Origin of the sequence: Flavobacterium sp. (assembly GCF_021151785.1) — a bacterium.
In the GTDB taxonomy this organism is placed as follows: Bacteria; Bacteroidota; Bacteroidia; order Flavobacteriales; family Flavobacteriaceae; genus Flavobacterium.
This window is the reverse complement of record NZ_JAGKWP010000028.1, coordinates 1-24,697: the sequence shown is the minus strand read 5'-3', so window position 1 is coordinate 24,697 and position 24,697 is coordinate 1. Positions and strand designations below refer to the sequence as shown.

Here is a 24,697-nt window from a genome sequence, read left to right as displayed (position 1 = left end):
TTATTCCTCTATATTTGTAGAGTTATTCACATTGATCATTTTGATTATTTTAAGCTTTAAGTATAAAATAATTCACACAAAAAAATAGTATGAAATTCAACCTTTCTTATTTTTATTATATACTTTCTTTACTTGTTTTATTTTTAAATAATTATGAATTAACTTTTATTATTTGGTTATTCATTGCTTTTTTGACTTTTAAACTTAAGTATTCAAAGCAAATATTTTATATTATTTCCTGTTATTCTATAATTATTTTAATTAGTTTTTTAACAGAATTTCTGTTTTATGATAATAATTTATATAATAAAGTTCGTGATTTAACTTATTTGTTAAAACCAATTTTAGGTTTACTCATAGGATATAATATTTCAAAAGAGTTTAAATTAAATGCATTACAATATGCTGTCAAAGCAGGAGTTATTTTGTCATTTATACATTTATTATTAGTGTTTTTTGCAATATTAAATCACAGAACACTTTCAGTGTCTGAAATTAGAGAGCATTCAGGGTACTTTAATGATTATGAACCATTTGTTTTACTTTTATTGTTTTTTTCCAATTCGTTTCAAATCCGATTAACTCAAAAGCAGAAATTGACATATATATTAATTGTTGGAATATCTGTTTTTTCATATTTATCAAGAACAAATTTTTTACAATTAATACTATTATTTCTTGCAATTAAAGGTTATTTTATCTTAACAGCAAGATCTATTAAAGTTATTTCGTTAACTGTAATTATTTCTTTAATAGGTTATTTTGCTGTTTATAATTATAATCCAAAACGTAAAGGTTCCTTTGTTGATGAATTTTTGTACAAGGTTAAAATTATTCCTATTGAAGCATTTAAAACAAAAATTAATCAGGAAGATTGGAAAGATTTTAATGACAATTTTAGATCATTTGAGAATATTAAGACATTTAATCAGATTACTTATGGTGGAATTCAGCCTATATTAACTGGAAATGGTTTAGGATCAACAGTTGATATAGGAAGAAGAATGCAAACTAATGATGGGACAATAGTGAGATATTATCCAGCATTGCATAATGCGTTCTCAACAGTATTACTGAAGTCAGGAATAATAGGTGTTTTCTTTTATTTACTATCTATTTTTATTGTTTTTAATAAAATAAAAACAAATAGTAAAGAAATTTTTTATCTAAATAATTTGATAAAAGGTTCTGCTATATTTCTTTTATTATCAAGTTGGGTTTTTATGGGCTTCTATTTAAAGTTAGATAGTAAATCTATATTAATTGGTCTATTAATAGGTTATAGAGAAGTGTTAAATAATCATCTTGCTAAGGCTACATAAATTTTTTCAAAATTTTCTTTTAATTGGGTAGTATTAAAATTATTGTATACATGAGTATTACCTGATATTCCATAATTTATATCGTTATTTCGTAAAAGGAATGCTATTTTATTAGCCAAGTCTTCTGCATTATTTGGCTCAAACAACAATCCTGTTTTTTCGTGAATTATTATTTCAGGTAACGCACCAATATTTGAAGCAATTACATTTTTTTTTGACAAAAGCCCTTCAGCAGCTACAAGACCAAAAGATTCCGGTTCTGTTGAAGGCATTAATATGATGTCTGAAGCGTCGTAATAAGGCCAAATATCTTCTTTAAAATCTATAAATTCTACTTTTTGTTTAAGTTTATAAGAATCAATCATATTTAATAATTCAATATAATATTGATTTTTACCTGTAACATAGGAACCAATAATAATTAACTTAACATTAGTAAATTCATTAACTATTTTTTTTAAAGCGGAAACGGCTATTTTTTGTCCTTTAATTTCACTTATTCGACCAATAATTGTAATTATTTTATCAGATGAATTTGAATTAAAATGTGTTTGTTTAAAGTTTATTATTTCTTCTTGTGTTAAATAAGGAATTTTTCTTTTTAAACCATTGTATACTACGATTCCTTTTTTTGAAATTTTAGGAAATAAACCAATGAAATGTTTCTCAGTTGCTTTTGAATTAAAAACTACCTTATTTGAAAAAAAATTTACAATTCTAGGATATATTTTAGCAATACGCTCTGGTTTTTCTATAATCTCATGTACATGCCATAAATGAGGAATTCGAAAAACAGAACTATAAAAAGCTCCTATAAAAACGGAAGTTGCATTAGAGTGAACCAAATCTATCTTTTTACCTTTCAATTCTTTTTTTATTTTATAGATAGATTGAAGGATTTCAAATGGTAATTTAAGAAAAAAAGCAGGTTTTAAAATTCCTCTTTTGACTTTTATTACTGAGGTTTTAATTACTTGAATATTTAAATTTTCAAGTAGGTCTTTTAATGGACCTTCTTCATGTAAAACCACAATTGGTGTATATCCAAATGGAAAGTTTTCAATTAACTCTAAAATGGCCTTATCTGCACCATAAAGTTCGGCAGATTGATTAATTATTAATACATTTTTATTCAAAACGATTACTGATTTTTAGCCGTACCACTACCAAAAAATTTGTTTTTGGTTTGTACTAAGAAATTATAATTTTTGGCTAATAATTTTTTAGCAAATGAAGCATCTTCTTTCGGAAACCAATCGGTAGTTCTTGGTTTTTCAAAATGCATATTGTGTACTTGATACGCATACGTTGCAATAGACGTTCTGTATCTTCCCTCTGGGAAATTGGTCATGTCATAACCATGCAAAGTGTAAGGCGCGCATTGTTGAATAATCAAACGATTAAAAGGAACGGCTAATTCTGCTTCTTCATCGGTTCTAAGATCTCTAATTTTTAAGTGACCTTTATACTCTTCTTTCCAATCTTTGTTTAAGTATAAAAGCAAATTTAGTTCTCTATACCAGTTTTTGTTTATGGGATGATAGTTGAAATCCAAATGCATATCTAAGAAGCTATTTTTTTTTCCTTGATGTAAACCACCACCATGGTTTTTTGGGTCAACAAATATTTTCTTAGCCGTAATAAATGATAAAATTTTATTAAAACGTTCAGAAGCTAAATCATGATACAATTCGTCTAATTCAGGAGAAAGTACTTTGTAATTTGATTTTTCAAATTTGTTATTTGCAAAAGCATAATCTCTACTTTTATTGTCTAATTCAGGAATTGAATTATAAGCTTTTGTTAACTTTTCTTCATCACAAAAATTATCAATAATTAAATATGGAAAAGGCTGAGCAGTTAAATATTGAATTCTTAAGCTGTCTATATTCGCTTCTATTTTATCAAAATTGATCATTTCAAAAATGTTTGTATGCAAAAATAACAAATATTTATGAAGTAAATAATTGATTAAAGTCATTTAATGTTTAAAAAATTCCTTTTACTTTGCATTTTTGATATAAAATTAAAGGGATTAAATGAAAATAGGCATCTTAGGCACACGTGGCGTTCCCAATCATTACGGAGGTTTTGAACAATTTGCAGAGTTCTTTTCTGTTTTTTTAGTGGAAAAAGGACATGATGTATATGTATACAATTCACATAATCATCCTTATCAAGAAAAAGAATTCAAAGGTGTAAAATTAATTCATTGTCAAGATCCTGAAAACAAAATTGGTACAGCAGGTCAGTTTATATATGATTTAAATTGTATTTTGGATGCTAGAAAACGCAATTTTGATATCATATTACAATTAGGTTACACTAGTAGCTCGATTTGGTTTAAATTACACCCTAAGAATGCAGTAGTTATTACAAATATGGATGGTTTGGAATGGAAAAGGACAAAATATTCTAAATCTGTACAACAAGTGTTAAAATGGGCTGAAAAATTAGCCGTTATCAATAGCGATTTTTTAATTGCAGATTCAATTGGTATTCAAAATTATTTAAATCAAAAATATAAAGTTTCAAGTGAGTATATTGCTTATGGAGCAAATAATTTTTTAGCTGAAGACTCAAAAATTTTATCTGATTTTAATGTGATTGAATATCAATATAATATGATTATGGCTCGATTGGAGCCTGAAAATAATTTTGAAATGGTATTAAACGGATATCTACAATCAAATACTAAACTACCAATACTTGTTATAGGAAATCATCAAAATAAATATGGAGAATATTTGAAAGCAAAGTTTTCAAGTGATTCTCGTATCCGGTTTTTAGGTGCTATTTATAATTTAAATGCCTTAAACCATTTGCGCTTTTATTCTAATTTATATTTTCATGGTCATACTGTAGGAGGAACAAATCCTTCATTATTAGAGGCTATGTCTTCAGGGGCTTTAATTGCTGCACACAACAATGAATTTAATAGGGGAGTTTTACAGGAGAATGCATTTTATTTTGCCAACGACCTAGAGGTTAAAAATATATTAAATACTATTAAAAAAAGTGATAACTTGCATTTAGTAAACAAAAATTATTTAGCTATAGAATCAACTTTTAATTGGAAAAAAATAAATGAACAATATTTACAATTTTTTGAGGCCTGCTTGGCAAGAACTAATAAGGGAAGGTAAAGAAAATCTTGTTTTTATTCCATTTATAATGTTGTTGGTTTCATTTCCTGCTTCATTAGCAATTAATAATCTTTGCTTAGGTTTTTTCATATTAAGTGTTATTTTATATAGAAAAAAATTAGTTTGGAATTGGAATTTTTATTTAATATTACCAGTATTATTTTTTATATGGATGTGTTTTTCCTATTTTTGGTCATATGAGCCAGAGAATACAATAAAGGCACTTTCAAAAGAGTGTACATTGCTGTTAATTCCTTTAGCATTTAGTTTTTTACCTCCGTTTACAAGAAATCAAATACACCTTATTTTTAAATATTATAGCTATAGCATGTTAATCTATGCGATATATTTTTTAATACGTGCTTTTATTCGATATTTTATTTCTCACGATTCTAGTGTTTTTTTTTATCATGGACCCCAAAATGATATTGACACAGGATTAGTACCAAGGTTACTTAATGCCATACATGTATCAGTATATATGGCTTTAGCCTTTTTTTATTTTTTTATCAAGGATACTAAATCTATTATAGAAAAAATAGGCTTATCGGTTTTGTTTATATTTATTTTATTACTTTCATCAAAAAACATAATTGTTGTATTCATTCTGTTAATTCTTTTATATTTATTTTATTATTCAAAAATAGCTAATCGATTAAGATTGAGAAATTTAGTCATTTTACTACTTGTTTTAGGTGTTATTTTTTCATTTAATAAAATTAAAGAACGATTTATCATTGAATTTACTAGTAATACCGAGAAAAGTTTATCACATAGCGTAGAAATAAATCATAAACAAGGTGTTAACAATATTAGTATATATCAAGCTTGGAAAACGGATCGCTTTACTCATAATGATTATTTTCCAGGAACGGCTTTTAGGGTCTATCAAATTAGAATTTTTAATGAGATGTTGCATGAAAACCCAGTTTTTTGGAAAGGATTTGGATTAAATGCTTCTCAAAATAAAATAAAGGAAAAGGAAAAAGAGCATCATTTGTATCCTGGGTATGGTAATTACAATTTTCATAATCAATACATACAAGTTTTTGCAGAATTAGGGATTATTGGTCTTTTATTTTTATTAATCATATTGATTAGTAACGTTTGTAAAGCCTTTTTAGCGAAAGATTTTTTACATATTGCTTTCGCAGTTCTAATGATAAGCTTATTTTTGACGGAATCTTTTCTTTGGAGACAAAGAGGGGTTGGGTTTTTTATAATACTTTTTGCTTTATTTATGCACAATAAAGTTAAATGTTTTTCGTTTAAAAGGGTTTAACCCAATAGTTATTGAAATAAAACTACATTACACTACATGAAGCGTATATTAATTACTGGTGCCGCAGGTTTTTTGGGTTCACATTTGTGTGATCGTTTTATAGCCGAAGGTTATTTCGTAATTGGAATGGATAATCTAATTACAGGAGATTTAAAAAACATTGCACATTTATTTAAAGAAAAAAACTTTGAATTTTATCATCATGATATTACAAAGTTTGTACACGTTCCAGGTCAATTAGATTATATTCTACATTTTGCATCTCCAGCTAGTCCTATAGATTATTTAAAAATCCCTATCCAAACCTTAAAAGTGGGAGCCATGGGAACACATAATTTATTAGGTTTAGCAAGAGTAAAAAAAGCAAGAATTTTGATTGCTTCAACTTCTGAAGTTTATGGAGACCCATTAGTTCATCCTCAAACGGAAGACTATTATGGAAATGTAAATACTATTGGTCCAAGAGGGGTTTATGATGAGGCAAAACGCTATCAGGAAGCCATTACAATGGCTTATCATACTTTTCATGGTGTAGAAACAAGGATTGTTCGAATTTTTAATACATACGGACCAAGAATGCGATTAAATGATGGTCGAGTAATTCCTGCTTTTATTGGTCAAGCGTTGAGAGGGGAAGATTTAACTGTTTTTGGCGATGGAAGTCAAACTCGTTCTTTTTGTTATGTGGATGATCAAATAGAAGGTATATTTAGATTGTTACATTCAGACTATCATTTACCTGTAAATATTGGTAATTCGGATGAAATTACTATTAAAGATTTTGCTGAAGAAATTATTAAATTAACAGGTACAACACAAAAAATTATTTATAAAGATTTGCCTGTTAATGATCCAATGCAACGTCAGCCAGACACTACACGCGCTAAAGAAATCTTGGGTTGGGAAGCTAAGGTTACTAGATCTGAAGGGATGAAAATTACGTATGACTATTTTAAGTCATTGTCTCCAGAAGAATTAGCAAAAGAAGAGCATAAAGATTTCTCTAAATATATTTATTAATTGAAAAGAAAAACAGGAAGATATTCAGGTTATATAAGACCAATACAGATCTTAATAGATTTAATTTTTTTAAATCTATTAGTTTTGATTTGTATGAGGCCTGCCATGAGTAATTTTGGTTATCACACCATTATTTCTGTTTTTTGGTTGGCAATCTCTTATTATTCGGGTTTTTATGAGGTTTATCGATACACTAAAGAAACCCAAATTTTAGGAAAATTAATTAAACAGTTCTTTTTTATTAGTTTAGTTACTTTTGCTTATGTTGGTTACAAATATAAATATGTAACCACTGATGAGGTTTGGGATTATACATTTACATGCTTTGCTGCTGTTGCTTTTTTAAAATTTTCAATTTTTTATTTATTACGTAAGTATCGTTTATTTTATGGAGGAAATTTAAGAAATGTAGTAATACTTGGTAATGGTAAGAGTGTAGAAGAATTAGCCTATTTTTTCAATGACAATCCAGATTATGGATATAATTTGATGAAAATATTTGATTTAAAAACCAATAAAAAAGAAAGTCTAGAAGAAGCTTGTATCTATGTTTTAGATAATAAAGTGGATGAAATATATGGTTCATTAAATTCATTAAGCAATTCAAACGTAGAGGATTTGATTAATTTTGCTGATAATAATCTAAAGACTATTAAATTATTACCAGATAACAAGAATACACTTCTTAGAAATTTAGCTGTAGAATACTATGGGTATATTCCTATAATTTCTTTAAGAATTATACCTTTAGAGAAAGAGGTAAATAAAAGATTTAAAAGAATTTTTGATATTGTATTCTCAGTGTTGATAATATTTTTTATACTTTCTTGGTTAACACCATTATTAGCTATATTAATTAAGTTAGATTCTAAAGGTCCTGTTTTCTTTAAACAAAGAAGAAATGGATTAAATTATGAAGAATTTATTTGCTACAAGTTTAGATCAATGCGTTTAAATCCTATTGCTGATTTAGAGCAAGTGCAAAAAAACGACCCAAGAATTACTAGATTAGGGCGTTTTTTAAGAAAGTCTAGTATTGATGAGTTACCTCAGTTTTTTAACGTTTTATTAGGTGATATGTCGGTTGTAGGACCGAGACCTCACATGGTAAGTCACACAGAAATGTACGCCAAAAGCGTAGATAAATTTATGGTTCGTCATTTTATAAAGCCTGGTATAACTGGTTTAGCGCAGATAAATGGTTATAGAGGAGAGGTAGAGACAGAAAAAGATATTATTAATCGTGTACGGTTTGATATTTTTTATTTAGAAAATTGGACGATTCTTTTAGATTTAAAAATTATTTTTAAAACAGTCATAAATGCTATTAAAGGCGAAGAGAAAGCATATTAGTCTCTTTTAGTTTTTTACATTTTTGATGCCTATCATTATACTTATTCTTTAGATTTACTTTAATTTTTTTTTAAAAAGAAAACAGAGTATTTTTGCCAAAACAACACAACATGAATATTTTACTTTTAGGTTCAGGTGGAAGAGAACATGCTTTTGCTTGGAAATTAACACAAAGTCCGCTTTGCACAGAGTTATTTGTAGCACCTGGAAATGCTGGAACACATCAAATAGCTAAAAATATTGCAATCAACCCTAATGATTTTGAAGCCGTTAAAACGCTAGTTTTACAAGAAGATATTAAAATGGTAGTAGTAGGGCCTGAGGATCCACTAGTTAACGGTGTTTATGATTTTTTTAAAAATGATAAAGCATTAAAAACGATACCAGTAATAGGACCTTCAAAACAAGGAGCAAAATTGGAAGGAAGTAAAGAATTTGCTAAACAATTTTTAGTAAAAAACAACATTCCTACTGCAAAATACCAAAGTTTTACAGCAGAAACTGTTACTGAAGGTTTCGCTTTTTTAGAAACGTTACATCCCCCTTTTGTTTTAAAAGCAGACGGATTAGCAGCCGGTAAAGGGGTATTGATAATTAACGATTTACAAGAAGCAAAAGATGAATTAAAAAAAATGCTTGTAGATGCTAAATTTGGTGCCGCTAGCGCAAAAGTCGTAATAGAGGAGTTTCTTGACGGTATTGAGTTAAGCTGTTTTGTTTTAACCGATGGTAAGTCATATAAATTGTTACCCACAGCTAAAGATTATAAAAGAATTGGTGAAGGAGATCAAGGCTTAAATACAGGAGGGATGGGAGCAATTTCACCTGTGCCTTTTGCAGATGCTGAATTCCTGCAAAAAATAGAGGAAAGAATTGTGATTCCTACTATAAATGGATTGAAAAATGACCAAATTGAATATAGAGGATTTGTTTTCATAGGCTTGATTAAAGTTGGTAATGATCCTTTTGTAATTGAATATAATGTAAGAATGGGTGATCCAGAAACAGAAGTGGTATTACCTAGAATTAAAAGTGATTTAGTAGCGTTGTTTAAAGCAGTAGCTAATGAAGAATTAGTAGACTTTCACTTTGAATTAGATACGAGAACAGCTGCTACAGTGATGGTTGTTGCGGGGGGGTATCCAGAAGAATATAAAAAAGGTGATACAATTACTGGATTTGAAAACATTGAAGGTTCCATTGTTTTTCATGCGGGAACTAAGTTCGAAAATGGAAATGTAGTAACAAATGGAGGAAGGGTTTTGGCTGTAACTTCTTATGGGAATGACTTTAAAGAAGCTACAAAAAAATCTTATCAAAATATAGAAAAACTAAATTTTGACAAGATGTATTATAGAAAAGATATAGGATTTGATTTATAATCAAATCCTATATCTTTTATTATTTTAAGAATGAATGGGCTGTAGTATCTTGGTTATCCTCATTGTTCTTTTTGTGAATGTTTAATTGTTTAACCCAATAAACAGTCCAATAGCAACAAATGATAATGAAAATCCAGTTGATTATGTTGGCACCCCACCAATTAGTCAATTCCCACTCTCTGAATAAGTTCATCGGTAAGAATAATATTTCTTCAAATAAGAATTGTATAGCTTCGAAAAACGCTTTCATTTTTTTTTGATTAATTTTACACTACAAAAATATAAAATATCTTTATGTTAGCAAGCCTTTTTAGTAAAACTCGACCATTTAATTATGTATTAACTGGATTTTTTGTTATATCTGCCTTTTTTTTGTTTCAATTTACTAGAGAAAAAGATTTTTTTACTTCTGTATCATTAGTGGAAGAGTCAGCGGTGTTTTTACTATTGATAGCTTCTTTTATATTAGTTAATTTTATTTCTTTAAGGAATGCCTTGACCAAAAACGATAATTATGCCATTCTTTTGTTTTTAATTTTTGTTTTAATGTTTCCCGGTATTTTAGAAAATTGGAGAATTGTGTTGTCTAATTTTTTTCTCTTATTAGCCTTGAGGAGATTGATTTCACTGCGTACATTAAATTCGCCGAAGGAGAAAATTTTTGATGCATCCTTTTGGATATTTTTCTCCGCTTTATTTCATTTTTGGAGTATAGCTTATATTATTTTAGTTTTTATTTCTATTATTTTTCACTCGGGAAAGGATTATAAAAATTGGTTAATCCCTTTTATTTCTCTTTTCTGTGTTTGGATTTTACACATCTTTTTTAGTTTGTTTTTTTTAGGAGAATATGAACTTCATTTTCAAGAAATGATACAGATGAGTTTTGATTTTACAGGTCACAAAACTACCTATGAGAACATGGCTTTAGCCTCTTATGTATCAATCTCTGTTTTGTTTTTTGCTTCTCAAATTTTGGATTATCAAAACAAACCCCTAAATATGCAGTCATCCTATAAGCAGGTATATTTTTCTTTTTTATTAGCAATAGGTATTTATGCATTATCAAAAAACAAAACTAATGACATGCTTATTTATTCGTTTGCTCCTTTAGCTATTTTAGGTGCAAATATGTTTGAAAAATTAGAGAACAACAATTTTAAAGAGGCCTCAATTTATATCTTGTTTGCAGTAGGTGTGTGCCTGTTTGTTTTGCAATTATAGTTTGCTTCCATAAGCTAAATCTCCAGCATCACCTAACCCTGGTAAGATGTAATTTTTCTCATTTAATCGATCATCTAGTGCTGCTACCCATAAATGACAATTCTTAGGTAGGTTTTTTTCTAGGTAATCAATTCCTTCAGGTGCAGCAATTACAACGGCAATATGAATTTCTTTAGGTTTTTGTTCCAAATGAAGTTTGTTTAAAACGGCAACAATTGATTGGCCAGTAGCTAACATCGGGTCAATTAATATCAAATTTTTATCCTCGAAAGAAGGAGCTGCTTGGTATTCAACTAAAATGTCAAATTTATCATCGTTGTCATAGTGATGCCTGTAAGCAGAAACAAAACCATTTTCTGCATCATCAAAAAAATTCATAAATCCTTGATGTAAAGCTAATCCAGCTCTTAGAATAGAACAAAGTACAACCGGTTCAGCTATGGTAGTAGTGTGTTTAATACCTAAAGGTGTTTGCACGTCAATATTTTTATATTCTAAGGTTTTACTCAGTTCATAAGCCATTATTTTTCCTATGCGCTCTATGTTTTTTCTAAAACGCATGCTGTCTTTTTGAATATGTATATCACGAATTTGCGCTAAGAAATGATTTAAAATACTGTTTTGTTCAGAAATATAATGAATGTGCATGTTTTGAAGTTTATTTAACATTTTGAAGTAAAAGTACAAAAAAACGTTATTTTTGTAGAAATTAAATCTATTAAATTATGTTCGCTGAATTTGCATACCCCATTTTTGAACAAAGTATCAAAGATTACCACGTTATTGATGATGTATATCAACCAGTTGTTAATCCATATGAAAAAGGAACTATAGAATATTTATTATATGCAAAAAATTGGGTAGATACAGTACAATGGCATTATGAAGACATTGTTCGTGATCCTAATATAGATCCTATTGCGGCTTTAGATTTAAAACGTAAAATTGATGCTTCAAATCAAGTAAGAACGGATATGGTAGAATACATCGATAGTTATTTTTTAGATAAATACAAAGAAGTACAGGTAAAACCAAATGCAAAAATCAATACAGAAAGTCCGGCTTGGGCAATCGATCGTTTATCAATTTTAGCTTTGAAAATTTATCACATGAGTGAAGAAGCTAATAGGGTAGAAGCAACACCAGAACACAGAGCAAAATGTCAAGAAAAATTAAATGTTCTACTAGATCAGAAAAGTGATATGTTTACTTCAATTAGTGAATTATTAACAGATATTGCTAATGGTGATAAATACATGAAAGTGTACAAACAAATGAAAATGTACAACGACGAAGAGTTAAATCCGGTCTTGTATCAGAATAAAAAATAAACTGTTTTTTATACTTTTAACCATTAAGTGGAGAATCTAGTTTCTTTTCTTAATGGTTTTTTATTGAAGCCTATGCCAACTACGGAACATATTTTAATCATTCGCCTCTCTGCTATGGGAGATGTTGCCATGACAGTACCTCTAATTAGAGCACTGGTCGAACAACATCCAGAAGTGAAGATAACGGTGGTTTCTCGTCCTTTTTTTCAACCTTTTTTTGAAGACATTTCAAACGTGAATTTTTTTGGTGTGGATTTAAAAAAACGGCACAAAGGTTTTTTAGGCTTATTCCGTTTGTTTTCTGATTTGAGAACCTTGCAAATAGATGCAGTTGCTGATTTACACAACGTACTTCGTTCTAAAGTTGTTCGAAGCTTATTTGCTCTAAGCGGTAAGAGAGTTGCTGCAACTGATAAAGGTAGAGCGGAAAAGAAGGCATTAACGAGCTTATCTAATAAAGTTTTTAAACCCGTTACATCTATGTTTGTAAGACATGTAGATACCTTTAAAAGACTAGGGTTTTCAATTGATTTGTCGAGTCCTAAATTTCCTAAAAAAACCGATTTGTCTCCAGAAATTCTTTTTTTCACTGGAATAAAAAATCAAAAATGGATTGGAATAGCTCCTTTCGCTCAGTACGAAAGTAAAGTATATCCATTTGATCTAATGCAAGAGGTAATAGATGAATTAGTCAAAAATAAGGATTATAAAATCTTCTTATTTGGTGGAGGAGAGAAAGAAATTCAACTGTTGAATCAATTGCAAAATCAAAAAGAAAATGTAATCGTTTTGGCTGGGAAATTAAAATTCAAACAAGAGTTAGAGGTAATTTCTAATTTAGATCTTATGCTTTCTATGGACTCTGGAAATGCACATATAGCCGCTATGTTAGGTGTGAAAGTTATCACACTTTGGGGAGCCACACATCCTTATGCCGGTTTTAAACCTTTTAACCAACCAGCTGATTTTTGTTTGACTTCTGATAGATTACAATATCCTTTATTACCAACATCCATTTATGGAAATAAAAAAGTAGAAGGTTACGAAGAGGCGATGAGAACTATTTTGCCTAACACAATTATACAAAAAATAACAAAAGAGCTGAATTAGATGACACTTTTTCCATAAAAAATACCCCAAAAACAGCATCTACTTTTTTGGGGTATTTTAAATTAGTTTTCTTTTTATAATTCATCAAAATTAACTTTGATACTTGATGATGTTGGTAAAGCTTGGCAAGATAAAGTCAAACCTTCTGCAATTTCTTCCTCTGTTAAGATTTGATTCTTTTTCATAGTCACTGTTCCTTCAGTTACCTTACAAATACAACTGCTGCAAATCCCCCCCTGACAGGAATAAGGCACGTCTAAACCGTGTTTTAAAGCCGCTTCTAAAATGGTTTGTTTTTGACTCATTTCAAAAGTTGTTTCTTCACTATCAACCAGTATTGTTATTTGAGAATGCCCTTCGCTCATTTCACTTGTAGGTGCTACTGTTTCATTTGATGAGGTGCCAAATAATTCAAACTTGATGTCTTTTTCCGAAATATTGTTTTCTTTTAAAACCCCAGAAACAGTATTAATCATTTCTTCAGGTCCACATAAATAGAACTTAGAGAATGTTAAATCAGCATGTTTGTTTTTTAAAATATGATTGACAACAGATTTATCGATTCTTCCAAATAACTCCTCATTTACATTGGTTTGGCTATAAACAAAATGAACAAAGAAACGACCTAAATATTCTTTTTGTAATTGAATTAATGTATCATGGAAAATAGTTTCTTCTGGTTTTTTATTGCCATAAACCAATACAAAAGTGCTTTTAGACTCTTCAATTAATACCGTTTTAGCTATTGAAATTACAGGTGTAATTCCACTTCCAGCAGCAAAAGCAGCATATGACTTTTGATAATCAACGTGAGGTTCAAAAGTAAATTTGCCTTCTGGAACGCTTACTTCTAACAAATCCCCAGCAGTTAGTTTTTGATTTGCAAATTTTGAAAAATAACCATTAGCTACTTCTTTTACAGCAATTCGTAATTCTCCACTTTTAGGAGCAGCACAAATAGAATAGGCTCTTCTTACTTCTTTTCCGTCTAATGTGAGTTTTAAGGTAACGTACTGTCCAGCTGTAAATTGATAGAAGGGTTTCAATTCATCTGGAACATGAAAAACAATGGAAACAGCACTTGGTGTTTCTCTTTTTACTTCTTGTATTTTTAATTTATAAAAGTTCATTCTTTTTTTTGCAAAAATACTACTTATCAAGAATATTGGATACAGGTTTGTTAAAATAGATTCAAAAAAAATATACTTAAGTGTTTTATACATAAGAATATTATGTATATTTGTTTTTGAAATTTTAAATTTATGAAAAACTCACAATTATACAAAGGTAGTTTGAACACCATCATTATGAAGCTTCTGGAAGAGCAAGGCAGAATGTATGGTTATGAAATCACGCAGAAAGTAAAAGAAATTACAAAGGGTGAATTGAATATTACTGAAGGCGCTTTGTATCCTGCGTTGCATAAATTAGAAGCAGATGGCTTGTTAGATGTTGAGGTAGAAAAGGTAGACAATCGCATAAGAAAATACTATAAACTTACTGAAAAAGGCACTACAGAAACCGTAAACCGTTTGGCTGAATTAGAAGAATTTATCAAAAACATGCAAACGATTGTAAATCCTAAATTGAGTTATTAAGATGCAACTCACAGTTGAAAACATAAAATTTATAGACAATTATCTAAAAAACATTGGAGTCATTTACTATGATATTCGCATGGAAATGCTCGATCATGTAGCAACTGCCGTGGAGCAAAAAATGGCAACTGAAAATCTAGATTTTTATGATACATTTAGAGGTTATATGTTGGCACATAAAACAGAAATTTTGAAAGGAAATAAAATTTGGTCTGTTTTTTCAAAAGATATTATTTTACATTTCTTAAAGTTTTTGATTCACCCTATCATGATTTTAGGAGGTGTTTCATTTTACTTTTTTTATAGAAACTTTGAAGTTGCAAATTATTTTTCGGAAGCATTTACTATTAGAAATCTTTTCTTTTTGATTGTGATAATTTTAGCTTGTTCCCAATTAATTTATTTTCGTTTAATTTTAAAACAAAGATTTTTTGTTTTAGAAAAACTGAGTGGATTATTGGCTATTATTTATTACCTGCAAATGTTTTTTATGAACTCACATAGCGTTGAAGCACCTTCACTAATTACATTAACATTGTTTAGTTATGTTATGATGTCTTATCTTTTATTTTTTGCTAAAGAGATATACAAATTCAATACAAATCAAAAGAAATTTACTCTATGAAACTCACAGCTGAACATATAGACCGCTTATATCAATTCACCCGCCAACATTACGTAGAATGGTATGATTTACAAACGGAATTAGTAGATCATTTAGCCAATGCTATTGAACAGCAATGCGAAGAAAATCCTAAAGTTTCTTTTGAAGAGGCCTTACAAATGGAGTTTAAAAAATTTGGTGTTTTTGGATTTATGGAGGTGGTTGAACAACGACAAGTAAGTTTAAATAAAAGATATAACAAAATCATCTGGCAACATTTTAAGGGTTTTTTTAGTATTCCTAAAATTATTTTTACTAGCTTATTGCTCGTTTTAATTTTTTTTATTTTCAGCAAATATTCACAAGAGGGAGAGACTATTTTCTTTTTCTTTTTTTTGCTTTTGACAACATTTTGGATTGGTTTGTTTTATCAATCAAGAAGAAATAAGAAACAATTAAAGAGTACGGGTAAAAAATGGCTGTTAAAAGAAATTATTTTTGGACATAGTTCTTTAGCTGGCTTAAGCTATATTCCAATTCAGTTTTTATTACAAGTGAATTTTTCTGATTCATTGGGTATTATTAAAGCGGTTTTTTTAAGCTTGTTTTTTGTGTCATTAGGATTATTTGAGTATATTATTTTGGTTGAAGTTCCATCTAAAGCTGAAGACTACTTAAAAGAAACCTATCCCGAATATGCATTAGAAAATGCTAATTAAAGACAAAGCCTACTCATAAAGTAGGCTTTTGCTTTATTCTGTAAACAACGCTTTTAATTCTGTTGCTTCGTTAGGTTTCATTTTTCCAGCTAAGACTAAGCTTAGTTGTTTTCTTCGCAATGCGGCTTCATAACGTTGTTTTTCTAAATCGGTTTCTGGAATAATCGGAGGAACAGGAACAGGTCGTCCAGTTTCATCAACAGCAACAAAAGTATAAATGGCCTCATTAGCTTTATTCTTAATTCCCGATTCGCGGTCTTCAATCCAAACATCAATGAATATTTCCATAGAAGTATTAAAAGTTCTCGAGACTTTAGATTCTACGGTTACTACACTCCCAAGAGGAATAGCTCTATTAAAAGCCACGTGATTTACTGAAGCGGTTACACAAACTCTTCGTGAATGTCTTCTTGCTGTAATACTAGCAGCACGGTCCATACGAGCTAATAATTCACCTCCAAATAAGTTGTTTAAAGGATTGGTTTCTCCTGGTAAAACTAAATCAGTAAGTGTAGTTAAAGAATCTTGAGGAAATTTTGGTTGCATTGTTTTCAATTTTTTTGCAAAGATAGCAACGAATAATGATAATAAGCATAAAAAAATCCCAAAAAAATGGGATTAATCTATTTTTAACCAGGCATCAATTCGCTGTTCGGTTATGATTTTATTTTTCAATTTATTAGCTTCATTTAAGAAACTAAAACTTTCAAAGGCTACGGGGAATAGATTGTGTTTATTCATTGGTAGTACGTGAGCTTGAGTGTAACCTTGTTGAATCAAATCTCTAACGGCTTTTTTTGCATTGTTTTCACTTCTAAAAGCAGCAGCTATAACATGATAGGGTTTAACGATTGGTTTTTCAATAGTTAAATCTACGGCTTGTTTTGGATTTGGAATAATAAAAGTAGCTTCTTGTATTTTCTTATTGACTTGCTCTTGTACTGTTTTTTCAACTAAAACGGTTTGTTGATTGATGGAGTAATCGTAATAATACTTGTATCCAAACGTTCCTGCAGAGGCAAAAATAGCCACAGCTGCAGCATATTTTAACCAATTAGTATTTGTTTTTACATTAGTTGATTCGAACACTTCTGTTTCTTCATTTACTTCAGTGTTTGATGTTAATGATACAACAGGAGTTTCAATATTTTTTTCTACAATTTTTTCTTCACGAATGACCTCAGGAGAATTAAAACTAGAAAGTCCAAATGAATCAGTTAAGTAATTGATTGCGTGGTTAGGCTTGAAAACCCAATTGTTTTCACTATTAACTAATATTTCACCAATATTTTCTAAAAAAAGAGTCTCTTTGTTTAGAAGTTGTTGTGTCCAAAAATTAGTTTGATAGTTGATTTTTGACAAAGCTTGATCATAACTAATTTTTTCAGTTAAGGCAATATGATTAGCTAATAAGCCATCATTACTTTTAATATTGGAATTAAAAGATACAATTTTTTTAGGCGGAATAAATGAATGTTGTCCTTCAATCACCTGAGCTGACTGCCATTCGGTTAAAAAAGCGCCAAATCCAGGAACGGTAACACACTGGTATCTATATAATAAAGCCGATATGTATTTTTCAATCTTCATAAAAGCAAAATTAATTAATCAAAGCCAAAATCAAAATTTTATCAACAATTTTTATTAACAATCTGAAATACTTGTTTTCCAACAGGAATTCATTTGAAAATTTAAAACGATTTACTTACATTTGTACTTTGATTATAAGCCTTTTAATACTGTATACGCCATGTTACAAAATGAATTATTGCATTTACTTGCTTTGTTGCGAGTAGATGGTGTGGGCGACATTGTTGCCAAAAAGTTATTGTCTCACTTTGGTTCTGCCGAAGCCGTTTTTAAAGCCAAAAAGAAATATTTTTTAGCTATTGATGGTGTAGGCGAAACGTTATATAAAAATTTTCAACTTCCTTATTCCCTTCAAGAAGCAGAACAAGAATTATTTTTTCTAGAGCAGCATGCCATTAATAGTGTTAGTTATTTAGATTCAGCATATCCTGAAAGATTGAAGCATTGTATTGATGGCCCAGTATTATTATTCCAAAGTGGTCATATTAATCTCAAAAGTCAGCGTTTAATAAGTATTGTTGGGACACGTCAGATTACTTCCTATGGAATAGATTTTACAAAAAAACTCTTAGCGGATTTAGCTCCTTTAAACCCAGTTATTGTGAGTGGTTTTGCTTATGGAGTGGATATTGTGGCCCATCAAGCAGCTATGGAACAAGGTTTACAAACCATTGGTGTTTTGGCACATGGTTTAAATCAGATTTATCCAAAAACGCATAAAAAATATGTTGCTAAAATGGAGGAACATGGTGGATTTATGACAGAATTTTGGAGTACTTCAAATCCAGATAGAGAAAATTTTGTGAAAAGAAATAGAATTGTAGCAGGAATGAGTGAGGCTACTATTGTAATTGAAAGTGCAGAGAAAGGTGGTTCTTTGATTACCGCAAATGTAGCTAATGATTATAATAGAGATGTATTTGCAGTTCCTGGTAGAAGTACAGATAAATATAGTCAAGGATGTAATAATTTAATTAAATCACAGCGCGCTCATTTATTAACCAGCGCAGCCGATTTGGTTTATATGCTTAATTGGGAGTTGACAACTAATAATCATAAAGAAAAAGGAATTCAAAAACAATTGTTTGTTTCATTGAATGAGGAAGAACAAAAAATTTATGATTATTTATTAGCTAAAGGAAAAGAATTATTAGATATCATTGCACTAGAATGTGATTTCCCAATTTTTAAAGTGAGTACCCATTTGTTAAATATGGAACTGAAGGGAATAATTCGACCTTTGCCAGGAAAATTATATGAAGCATTATAAAAAAGGGTTCTTTTAGAACCCTAATTTTTCTCTTACTCTTTTTAAAACAACATCTGCTACCGCACTAGCTTTTTTTGCACCAGCTAAAAGAAGTTGATCTACTTCTTCTAAATGGTTAATATAATGATTGTAAAGAGCTCTCTCTTTTTCAAATTTAACAACGATTAAATCATATAAAGCTTGTTTAGCATGACCGTATCCATAATTTCCACCTTCATAATTAGCTCGCATTGTAGCAATTTGTTCAGGCGTGCCTAATAATTGGTATAGTTTAAACACATTACACGTATCAGGATTTTTTGGTTCTTCTAATGGTTTGCTATCTGTTTGTATGGTTTTGATTTGTTTTAATAAGGCTTTATCATCTAAAAAAATATTGATGAAATTATTGCGTGATTTACTCATCTTTTCTCCATCAGTACCAGGTATAATCATTACATTATCATCTATTTTTGCTTCTGGTAAAACAAAAGTTTCGCCCATTTGATGATTAAAACGCGAAGCTACATCTCGGGTAATTTCTAAGTGCTGTAATTGATCTTTTCCTACTGGAACCAACTCTGCATCATACAACAAGATATCAGCAGCCATTAACATGGGATAAGTGAATAATCCTGCGTTTACATCTTCCAATCGGTCGGCTTTATCTTTAAAAGAGTGAGCCAATGTTAAACGTTGATATGGAAAGAAACAGCTTAAATACCAAGATAATTCAGCCGTTTGAGGCACATCTGACTGACGATAAAAAACAACTTTATTCACATCTAAACCACAAGCAAGCCAAGTTGCCGCAACACTATAGGTGTTTTCACGTAATGTTTTACCATCTTTAATTTGAGTTACCGAATGTAAATCGGCAATAAATAAAAATGATTCATTGGCTGGATGATTTGCCATTTCAATAGCAGGCAAAATAGCTCCTAACAAATTTCCTAAGTGTGGGGTACCCGTACTTTGTACGCCTGTTAAAATTTTTGACATAATACTTGTTTGTTTTTTGCAAAGATACACCGATTAGTGAAAAACAGAAAGTTCCTTACACCATAATTTATTATGAAATTGATAATTTCAAGTTTAACCGTGGTTGAAGCGACATCCTTTTTTTATGGATAAAGTTGGGGAAAAAGATAAAGCGAAAGACACGTGGTGATGTCGATGGAAATCCTATATTTGTGTTTCTAATAACTCAACCTAGATGAACTTTATTACATATCCGTTAACATTCTTGTATAGAATTTGGTTTTATTTGTTAGTTTTAGTATCAATTCTTATTTTATTTCCTTTTATTTTTATTACCATTTATAAAGAGAAAACATATCCTTTCTTTTTTAAAATTGCGCGTTTTTGGGCAAAAATTGTTTTAATTGGGATGGGATTTAGGTATAGCATTGAAGGTCAACATTATTTTGAAGAAGGGAAAAGTTATATGCTTGTAGCCAATCATACATCTATGACTGATATTATGTTGATGTTGATCGCCGTTCAGAATCATCCTTTTGTTTTTGTTGGTAAAAAAGAATTACAAAACATTCCGCTTTTCGGTTTCATATATAAACGTGTTTGTATAATGGTAGATCGTAATAGTAGTAAAAGTAGGTATGAGGTTTTTCAACGAGCTCAAAACAGAATTAATCAAGGACTTAGTATTTGTATTTTTCCTGAAGGGGGTGTGCCTGAAGAGCATATTATTTTAGACGAATTTAAAGACGGCGCTTTTAGAATTGCTATTGAACATGAATTGGCTATTTTACCTATGACTTTTTATGACAATAAAAAACGATTTTCTTATACTTTTTTTAGTGGTTCACCTGGAAAAATGCGAGCTAAAATTCATCCTCCAGTTTATACAAAAGGATTGACTTTAGAAAACAAAAATACGGTTAAGCATCAGGTAAGAGAATTAATTTTAACAGATTTAGAAAATGATTTAACGTAAAAAAGCACCTTTGGCGAGGTGCTTTTTCAGTTTCAATCCATTATTAGACAAAGAATTGAAACACCTTAACTAAATTTATAACCAACCCAATTTTCTAAAATTTATAAGTTAAACCTGTACTAATACCAATTATATATGGTTTAAAATTTCCAGTGTTGGAATTATAAGCGTTGATTTGGTATTTCAACATAGGTTCGAGGTTAGCTTGGAATCTTCTTTTGAAATTATAACTAAATCCTAAACCAATATTAGAACTAAAATGCATATTATTCAAGTTTGTTGCTTTACCAATTTCCATTTGTTGCGTTTCAGAAATGATAGAAACTTTATTTTCGGTTAGTAAAAGAGTACTAAAACCTCCTTTTAAGGCTACACCAAATTTTTTATTTACTAACGAGTAGGAAAGCTCAACAGGGACTTCAATATATTGCATTTTTTGATTCAAATATCCTTCGTTTTGACCAGAAGCCAAAACTTGATTTTCAATTAAATTTACCGATATTTTTTTTTGGTTTTCTAGAACGAGGTATTTACTATTTTGATTTCTCTCAATATTAATTCTTGTGTTACTCTGATCTTTGTAACTCGTGTAATAAGCTACATCTTGTGTATCATAATCTAAAGAAAGGCTATTAATTCCTGTTTTGATGGAAAGTTTAGAGGTTAATTGATAAGCAATTCCGACTCCAAAGCTCATGGAATTGTTAAATTTTTTAGTGTTATTTATAAATTCTTCAGAAATAGGTGAACCTTGCGCGAAAGAATTAAAGTAAACAGGCGCAACAAAACTGTTAATCGCCCATTTACTTAGCTTTTCTTTCTCATCAGCCATTTTTTCTTCTTTTTCTTTTAGCAATTTTTCCAACGGGTTTTCTTCTTTTTTTACTTGTACCAATGGTAACGAATCGGATTTAGAAAGAGTAGTAATACCAACGGAATCAATTCTTATTTTGGCTGTTGATAGATTAGAATCCGAAAGTAATGAAATCTGCTTTGACTCGTCTGGATTAGCATTTTTTAGCTGGCTTTTTTCATTAGTGGCAATAAGTGCTTTTTCTGATTTTGAAATGTAATTTTTATTTTTTTGATTATGGTGTAGTTCTTTTACAGCCGAATTTTTTTCTTTTGTCGAAGTTCCAAAAGAAAAATGGTCGGAGGAAGTTACAGCATAATTAGTATTATATTCATTTAAATCAAATGAAATTTTTGTTGTTTTCTGGTTGCTTTTTCTAGTAAGATTTGACTCATGGGGAGCGCCATTTTGATTTGTTTTTAGTCTTGAAGAAGATGTTATTTCAATTCTATTTTGTTTGTTTGAAATATTCGTAATTTCATTCGTTTCTGATTTAATTTCTTGATTAGATTTTGTTATAGTACTTGGATATTTTCTATTGTTAATATTAGGTTTAAAGTTTAAATAAGACTCTTCTTTAAGTAAGAAAAAAATTAAAGTAAAAAGTACCGCAAAAGACGCTGCGATGCTACTTACATTCAACCAAAGTGGCAACAAGCGGCGTTTCTTTTTATCAGATTGAAGTTTTTCTTGGATGTTTTCCCAAATAATATTTGGTGGAGAAACCTCAAAATCTTTAAACTTTTCTTGGAATAAGCGCTCTATATTTTTGTTTTCTTTCATTTAATTTTAGAAAAAATAGTGGATGATTGTTTTATTTTTTCTTTCAAAATCATTTTAGCTCGTGCTAAGTTTGATTTAGACGTCCCTTCTGAAATTTCAAGCATTTGTGCAATTTCTTTGTGTGAATAACCATCAATAGTATATAAGTTGAAAACAAGTCTATATCTGTCTGGTAATTCTTGAATTATTTTTAACAAAAAATCCATTGAAATTTCCTCATTATCAATTTCGACTTCTTCTTCATTTGGGATTTTTTCTGAAATGATTTCGAAAAATCCGCCTTGACTTCTATATTGTTGAAGAACATAATTCACCACAATTCTTTTTGCCCAACCTTCAAAAGATCCTTGATAATTAAACTGTACAATTTTATTAAAAATAATTAAAAAACTTTCTTGTAAATGATCTTGTGCTTCCTCATAATTTCTTGAATACTTCAAACAAACGGCAAACAACTTTGGGGCTAAAAGCTTGTAGAGCTGTTCTTGTGCTTGAGTATTGTTTTTTTTACATTCATTTATGAGTTTTTCAAGCATTTACAGGGGTGTAAAGTAAAGTTTAATTAATAACAACAGGTCGTTCTATTTCTAGAAAAATATCTTCTCCATTAGTGTCTTTTCCTTGCCAAAATTTGAAAGTATATGTTCCAACTTCGGTGGGCTTAAATTTTAATACTTCTTGTCTAGTTATATTTGTAATTGGTTGACAATCGTTTTGTTCTATTACATAGTTTTGCACACCAATAATTCGCTCAAATCCATTTTTCTCATAATAAAATCCATTAAATCCATGACAAGTCGAAGGTTTTTTATAATTTATTTCAATGTTATTAACTAAACCAACGGTTAAAGTGTCCTCTAAACTTACACTTTCTACAGGAACTAATTCGTAATGTACATTAGGTTGATCATCGTCAACAGAACAAGAAATTGCTATTAGAAATAAGCTCAAAAAAGCAACTATTTTTTTCATGATTTATTTTTAGTTTTGTTTGTATAAGATGCAAGATACTTAAAAAGGTTGCGTTATAAATAAAAAAAATCCCGAAAATCGGGATTCTTAATTTTGTTATTCTTGCTCTTTCAAGGTTTCTTTTATTTTTGCCTCTACTTCATCCATTAATTCTGGATTGTCTTTAATCAATTGTTTTACAGCGTCTCTACCTTGTCCTAATTTAGTTTCTCCATAACTAAACCAAGAACCACTTTTCTTGATAATTTCAAATTCAACGGCTAAATCCAATACTTCACCTACTTTTGAAACCCCTTCGCCATACATAATGTCAAACTCGGCTGTTCTAAATGGCGGAGCTACTTTGTTTTTAACAATTTTTACTTTGGCACGGTTACCTATTACATTTTCACCGTCTTTAATTTGTGACGACTTACGAATGTCTACACGAACCGATGCATAGAATTTCAGGGCATTTCCACCTGTAGTGGTTTCGGGATTACCAAACATTACTCCAATTTTATCACGTAACTGGTTAATGAAGAAAACGGTACAGTTTGTTTTGTGAATAGTTCCGGTTAATTTTCTTAAGGCTTGTGACATCAAACGGGCATGTAATCCCATTTTACTGTCTCCCATATCACCTTCAATCTCACTTTTTGGCGTTAAGGCGGCAACTGAGTCGATTACCACGATATCTACAGCTCCTGAGCGAATTAAACTTTCTGCAATTTCTAAGGCTTGTTCTCCGTTATCCGGTTGCGAAATAATTAAATTGTCAATATCAACACCTAATTTTTCTGCATAAAAACGGTCAAATGCGTGTTCTGCATCAATAAAGGCTGCAATTCCTCCAGCTTTTTGAGCTTCAGCAATGGCGTGTAGTGTTAACGTTGTTTTACCTGATGATTCTGGACCATAAATTTCAATGATTCTCCCTTTTGGGTAACCACCTACTCCTAAGGCAAGGTCTAAACCTAATGAACCTGATGAAATAACTTCTACTTCTTCAACAGCAGAATCTCCCATTTTCATTACTGTTCCTTTACCGTAGGTTTTGTCTAACTTGTCTAACGTTAATTGTAAGGCTTTTAATTTGGCTTCTTTTTCTGAACTCATAACTTTAAATATTTCTGTAAAAATAAATCTTTTTTTGGCCCAAACAAAAATTGTTGAAAAGATTTATTGAAGTTTAAATAGCTATAAAATTAAAGCTATAAAAC

Annotated in this window: 26 protein-coding genes; 14 read left to right on the top strand and 12 right to left on the bottom strand. The window is 29.9% G+C overall.

The window, feature by feature from the left end; translation table 11 throughout:
- The first annotated feature begins 89 nt into the window (after nt 1–89).
- On the top strand, nt 90–1,322 hold the full coding sequence (locus QZ824_RS04745; RefSeq protein ID WP_291274871.1) for a hypothetical protein: 1,233 nt from the start codon (nt 90–92) through the stop codon (nt 1,320–1,322).
- Here the strand turns inward: QZ824_RS04745 and QZ824_RS04740 are convergent.
- Together QZ824_RS04740 and QZ824_RS04735 are read right to left on the bottom strand one after the other, a co-directional pair.
- Nucleotides 1,301–2,458: a glycosyltransferase family 4 protein gene (locus QZ824_RS04740; protein ID WP_291274870.1), complete on the bottom strand. Its 1,158-nt coding sequence runs from the start codon at nt 2,456–2,458 to the stop codon at nt 1,301–1,303. The genes QZ824_RS04745 and QZ824_RS04740 overlap by 22 nt on opposite strands.
- A gap of 5 nt (nt 2,459–2,463) precedes the next feature.
- Nucleotides 2,464–3,240, bottom strand: a complete 777-nt coding sequence (locus tag QZ824_RS04735) for a 2OG-Fe(II) oxygenase (protein ID WP_291274869.1) — start codon at nt 3,238–3,240, stop codon at nt 2,464–2,466.
- A gap of 121 nt (nt 3,241–3,361) precedes the next feature.
- Between QZ824_RS04735 and QZ824_RS04730 the strand changes: the two genes are divergently transcribed.
- The 5 genes from QZ824_RS04730 (at nt 3,362) to purD (ending at nt 9,505) form a co-directional block, all read left to right on the top strand.
- Complete coding sequence (locus QZ824_RS04730) at nt 3,362–4,468, top strand: DUF1972 domain-containing protein (protein WP_291274868.1); 1,107 nt, start codon at nt 3,362–3,364, stop codon at nt 4,466–4,468.
- Entirely contained in the window at nt 4,410–5,750 is a 1,341-nt protein-coding gene (locus tag QZ824_RS04725) for an O-antigen ligase family protein (RefSeq protein ID WP_291274867.1), read from the top strand. Before QZ824_RS04730 ends, QZ824_RS04725 begins: the two co-directional genes overlap by 59 nt.
- Before the next feature lie 36 nt (nt 5,751–5,786).
- Nucleotides 5,787–6,770, top strand: coding sequence for a UDP-glucuronic acid decarboxylase family protein (locus QZ824_RS04720; protein WP_291274866.1), 984 nt, complete (start codon nt 5,787–5,789; stop codon nt 6,768–6,770).
- Nucleotides 6,771–8,123, top strand: coding sequence for an undecaprenyl-phosphate glucose phosphotransferase (locus tag QZ824_RS04715; RefSeq protein WP_291274865.1), 1,353 nt, complete (start codon nt 6,771–6,773; stop codon nt 8,121–8,123).
- Nucleotides 8,124–8,233: 110 nt separating this feature from the next.
- Nucleotides 8,234–9,505, top strand: coding sequence for a phosphoribosylamine--glycine ligase (gene purD / locus QZ824_RS04710; protein ID WP_291274864.1), 1,272 nt, complete (start codon nt 8,234–8,236; stop codon nt 9,503–9,505).
- A gap of 19 nt (nt 9,506–9,524) precedes the next feature.
- Here the strand turns inward: purD and QZ824_RS04705 are convergent, their stop codons facing one another.
- Nucleotides 9,525–9,755, bottom strand: coding sequence for a uracil phosphoribosyltransferase (locus QZ824_RS04705; protein ID WP_291274863.1), 231 nt, complete (start codon nt 9,753–9,755; stop codon nt 9,525–9,527).
- A gap of 44 nt (nt 9,756–9,799) precedes the next feature.
- On the opposite strand from QZ824_RS04705, the gene QZ824_RS04700 reads away from it, so the two are divergent.
- Complete coding sequence (locus QZ824_RS04700) at nt 9,800–10,729, top strand: DUF6427 family protein (protein WP_291274862.1); 930 nt, start codon at nt 9,800–9,802, stop codon at nt 10,727–10,729.
- Here QZ824_RS04700 and upp read toward each other — a convergent pair.
- The gene (upp, locus tag QZ824_RS04695) at nt 10,724–11,377 is read right to left on the bottom strand and encodes a uracil phosphoribosyltransferase (RefSeq protein ID WP_291274861.1); all 654 of its coding nucleotides are present in this window, start codon (nt 11,375–11,377) and stop codon (nt 10,724–10,726) included. The genes QZ824_RS04700 and upp overlap by 6 nt on opposite strands.
- 77 nt (nt 11,378–11,454) lie before the next feature.
- Here upp and QZ824_RS04690 point away from each other — a divergent pair, with 77 nt between their 5' ends.
- Together QZ824_RS04690 and QZ824_RS04685 are read left to right on the top strand one after the other, a co-directional pair.
- Entirely contained in the window at nt 11,455–12,060 is a 606-nt protein-coding gene (locus tag QZ824_RS04690; RefSeq protein ID WP_291274860.1) for a DUF4254 domain-containing protein, read from the top strand.
- Nucleotides 12,061–12,132: 72 nt separating this feature from the next.
- On the top strand, nt 12,133–13,170 hold the full coding sequence (locus QZ824_RS04685) for a glycosyltransferase family 9 protein (RefSeq protein WP_291274872.1): 1,038 nt from the start codon (nt 12,133–12,135) through the stop codon (nt 13,168–13,170).
- A gap of 74 nt (nt 13,171–13,244) precedes the next feature.
- On the opposite strand, the gene QZ824_RS04680 is transcribed toward QZ824_RS04685, so the two are convergent.
- On the bottom strand, nt 13,245–14,300 hold the full coding sequence (locus tag QZ824_RS04680; RefSeq protein ID WP_291274859.1) for a ferredoxin--NADP reductase: 1,056 nt from the start codon (nt 14,298–14,300) through the stop codon (nt 13,245–13,247).
- 132 nt (nt 14,301–14,432) lie between these two features.
- Between QZ824_RS04680 and QZ824_RS04675 the strand changes: the two genes are divergently transcribed.
- Genes QZ824_RS04675 through QZ824_RS04665 form a run of 3 tightly spaced genes read left to right on the top strand, consistent with a single transcriptional unit; the run spans nt 14,433 to nt 16,091 of the window.
- Nucleotides 14,433–14,768 carry a helix-turn-helix transcriptional regulator gene (locus QZ824_RS04675; protein ID WP_291274858.1) on the top strand — a complete coding sequence of 112 codons (336 nt, stop codon included), beginning with the start codon at nt 14,433–14,435 and terminating at the stop codon, nt 14,766–14,768.
- Nucleotide 14,769: 1 nt separating this feature from the next.
- The gene (locus QZ824_RS04670) at nt 14,770–15,393 is read left to right on the top strand and encodes a hypothetical protein (RefSeq protein WP_291274857.1); all 624 of its coding nucleotides are present in this window, start codon (nt 14,770–14,772) and stop codon (nt 15,391–15,393) included.
- Entirely contained in the window at nt 15,390–16,091 is a 702-nt protein-coding gene (locus QZ824_RS04665) for a hypothetical protein (protein ID WP_291274856.1), read from the top strand. The genes QZ824_RS04670 and QZ824_RS04665 overlap by 4 nt, the downstream gene beginning before the upstream one ends.
- A 33-nt stretch (nt 16,092–16,124) precedes the next feature.
- Here QZ824_RS04665 and QZ824_RS04660 read toward each other — a convergent pair whose 3' ends face one another.
- Together QZ824_RS04660 and QZ824_RS04655 are read right to left on the bottom strand one after the other, a co-directional pair.
- Nucleotides 16,125–16,637 carry an acyl-CoA thioesterase gene (locus tag QZ824_RS04660; RefSeq protein ID WP_291274855.1) on the bottom strand — a complete coding sequence of 171 codons (513 nt, stop codon included), beginning with the start codon at nt 16,635–16,637 and terminating at the stop codon, nt 16,125–16,127.
- 72 nt (nt 16,638–16,709) lie between these two features.
- Nucleotides 16,710–17,681, bottom strand: a complete 972-nt coding sequence (locus tag QZ824_RS04655; RefSeq protein WP_291274854.1) for an SPOR domain-containing protein — start codon at nt 17,679–17,681, stop codon at nt 16,710–16,712.
- 160 nt (nt 17,682–17,841) lie between these two features.
- On the opposite strand from QZ824_RS04655, the gene dprA reads away from it, so the two are divergent.
- Nucleotides 17,842–18,951 carry a DNA-processing protein DprA gene (dprA, locus tag QZ824_RS04650; protein ID WP_291274853.1) on the top strand — a complete coding sequence of 370 codons (1,110 nt, stop codon included), beginning with the start codon at nt 17,842–17,844 and terminating at the stop codon, nt 18,949–18,951.
- 12 nt (nt 18,952–18,963) lie between these two features.
- On the opposite strand, the gene trpS is transcribed toward dprA, so the two are convergent.
- Nucleotides 18,964–19,932, bottom strand: coding sequence for a tryptophan--tRNA ligase (gene trpS / locus QZ824_RS04645; protein WP_291274852.1), 969 nt, complete (start codon nt 19,930–19,932; stop codon nt 18,964–18,966).
- A 214-nt stretch (nt 19,933–20,146) separates the two neighbouring features.
- Here trpS and QZ824_RS04640 point away from each other — a divergent pair, with 214 nt between their 5' ends.
- The gene (locus QZ824_RS04640) at nt 20,147–20,887 is read left to right on the top strand and encodes a lysophospholipid acyltransferase family protein (RefSeq protein WP_291274851.1); all 741 of its coding nucleotides are present in this window, start codon (nt 20,147–20,149) and stop codon (nt 20,885–20,887) included.
- A 94-nt stretch (nt 20,888–20,981) separates the two neighbouring features.
- On the opposite strand, the gene QZ824_RS04635 is transcribed toward QZ824_RS04640, so the two are convergent.
- The 4 genes from QZ824_RS04635 to recA form a co-directional block, all read right to left on the bottom strand.
- Nucleotides 20,982–22,523, bottom strand: a complete 1,542-nt coding sequence (locus QZ824_RS04635) for an outer membrane beta-barrel protein (protein ID WP_291274850.1) — start codon at nt 22,521–22,523, stop codon at nt 20,982–20,984.
- The gene (locus tag QZ824_RS04630) at nt 22,520–23,059 is read right to left on the bottom strand and encodes a sigma-70 family RNA polymerase sigma factor (RefSeq protein WP_291274849.1); all 540 of its coding nucleotides are present in this window, start codon (nt 23,057–23,059) and stop codon (nt 22,520–22,522) included. The genes QZ824_RS04635 and QZ824_RS04630 overlap by 4 nt, the downstream gene beginning before the upstream one ends.
- 22 nt (nt 23,060–23,081) lie before the next feature.
- Nucleotides 23,082–23,495 (bottom strand): hypothetical protein, encoded by a 414-nt coding sequence (locus QZ824_RS04625; protein ID WP_291274848.1) that lies wholly within the window; start codon nt 23,493–23,495, stop codon nt 23,082–23,084.
- A 96-nt stretch (nt 23,496–23,591) separates the two neighbouring features.
- Entirely contained in the window at nt 23,592–24,593 is a 1,002-nt protein-coding gene (gene recA / locus QZ824_RS04620; protein WP_014389757.1) for a recombinase RecA, read from the bottom strand.
- Nucleotides 24,594–24,697: the final 104 nt, after the last annotated feature.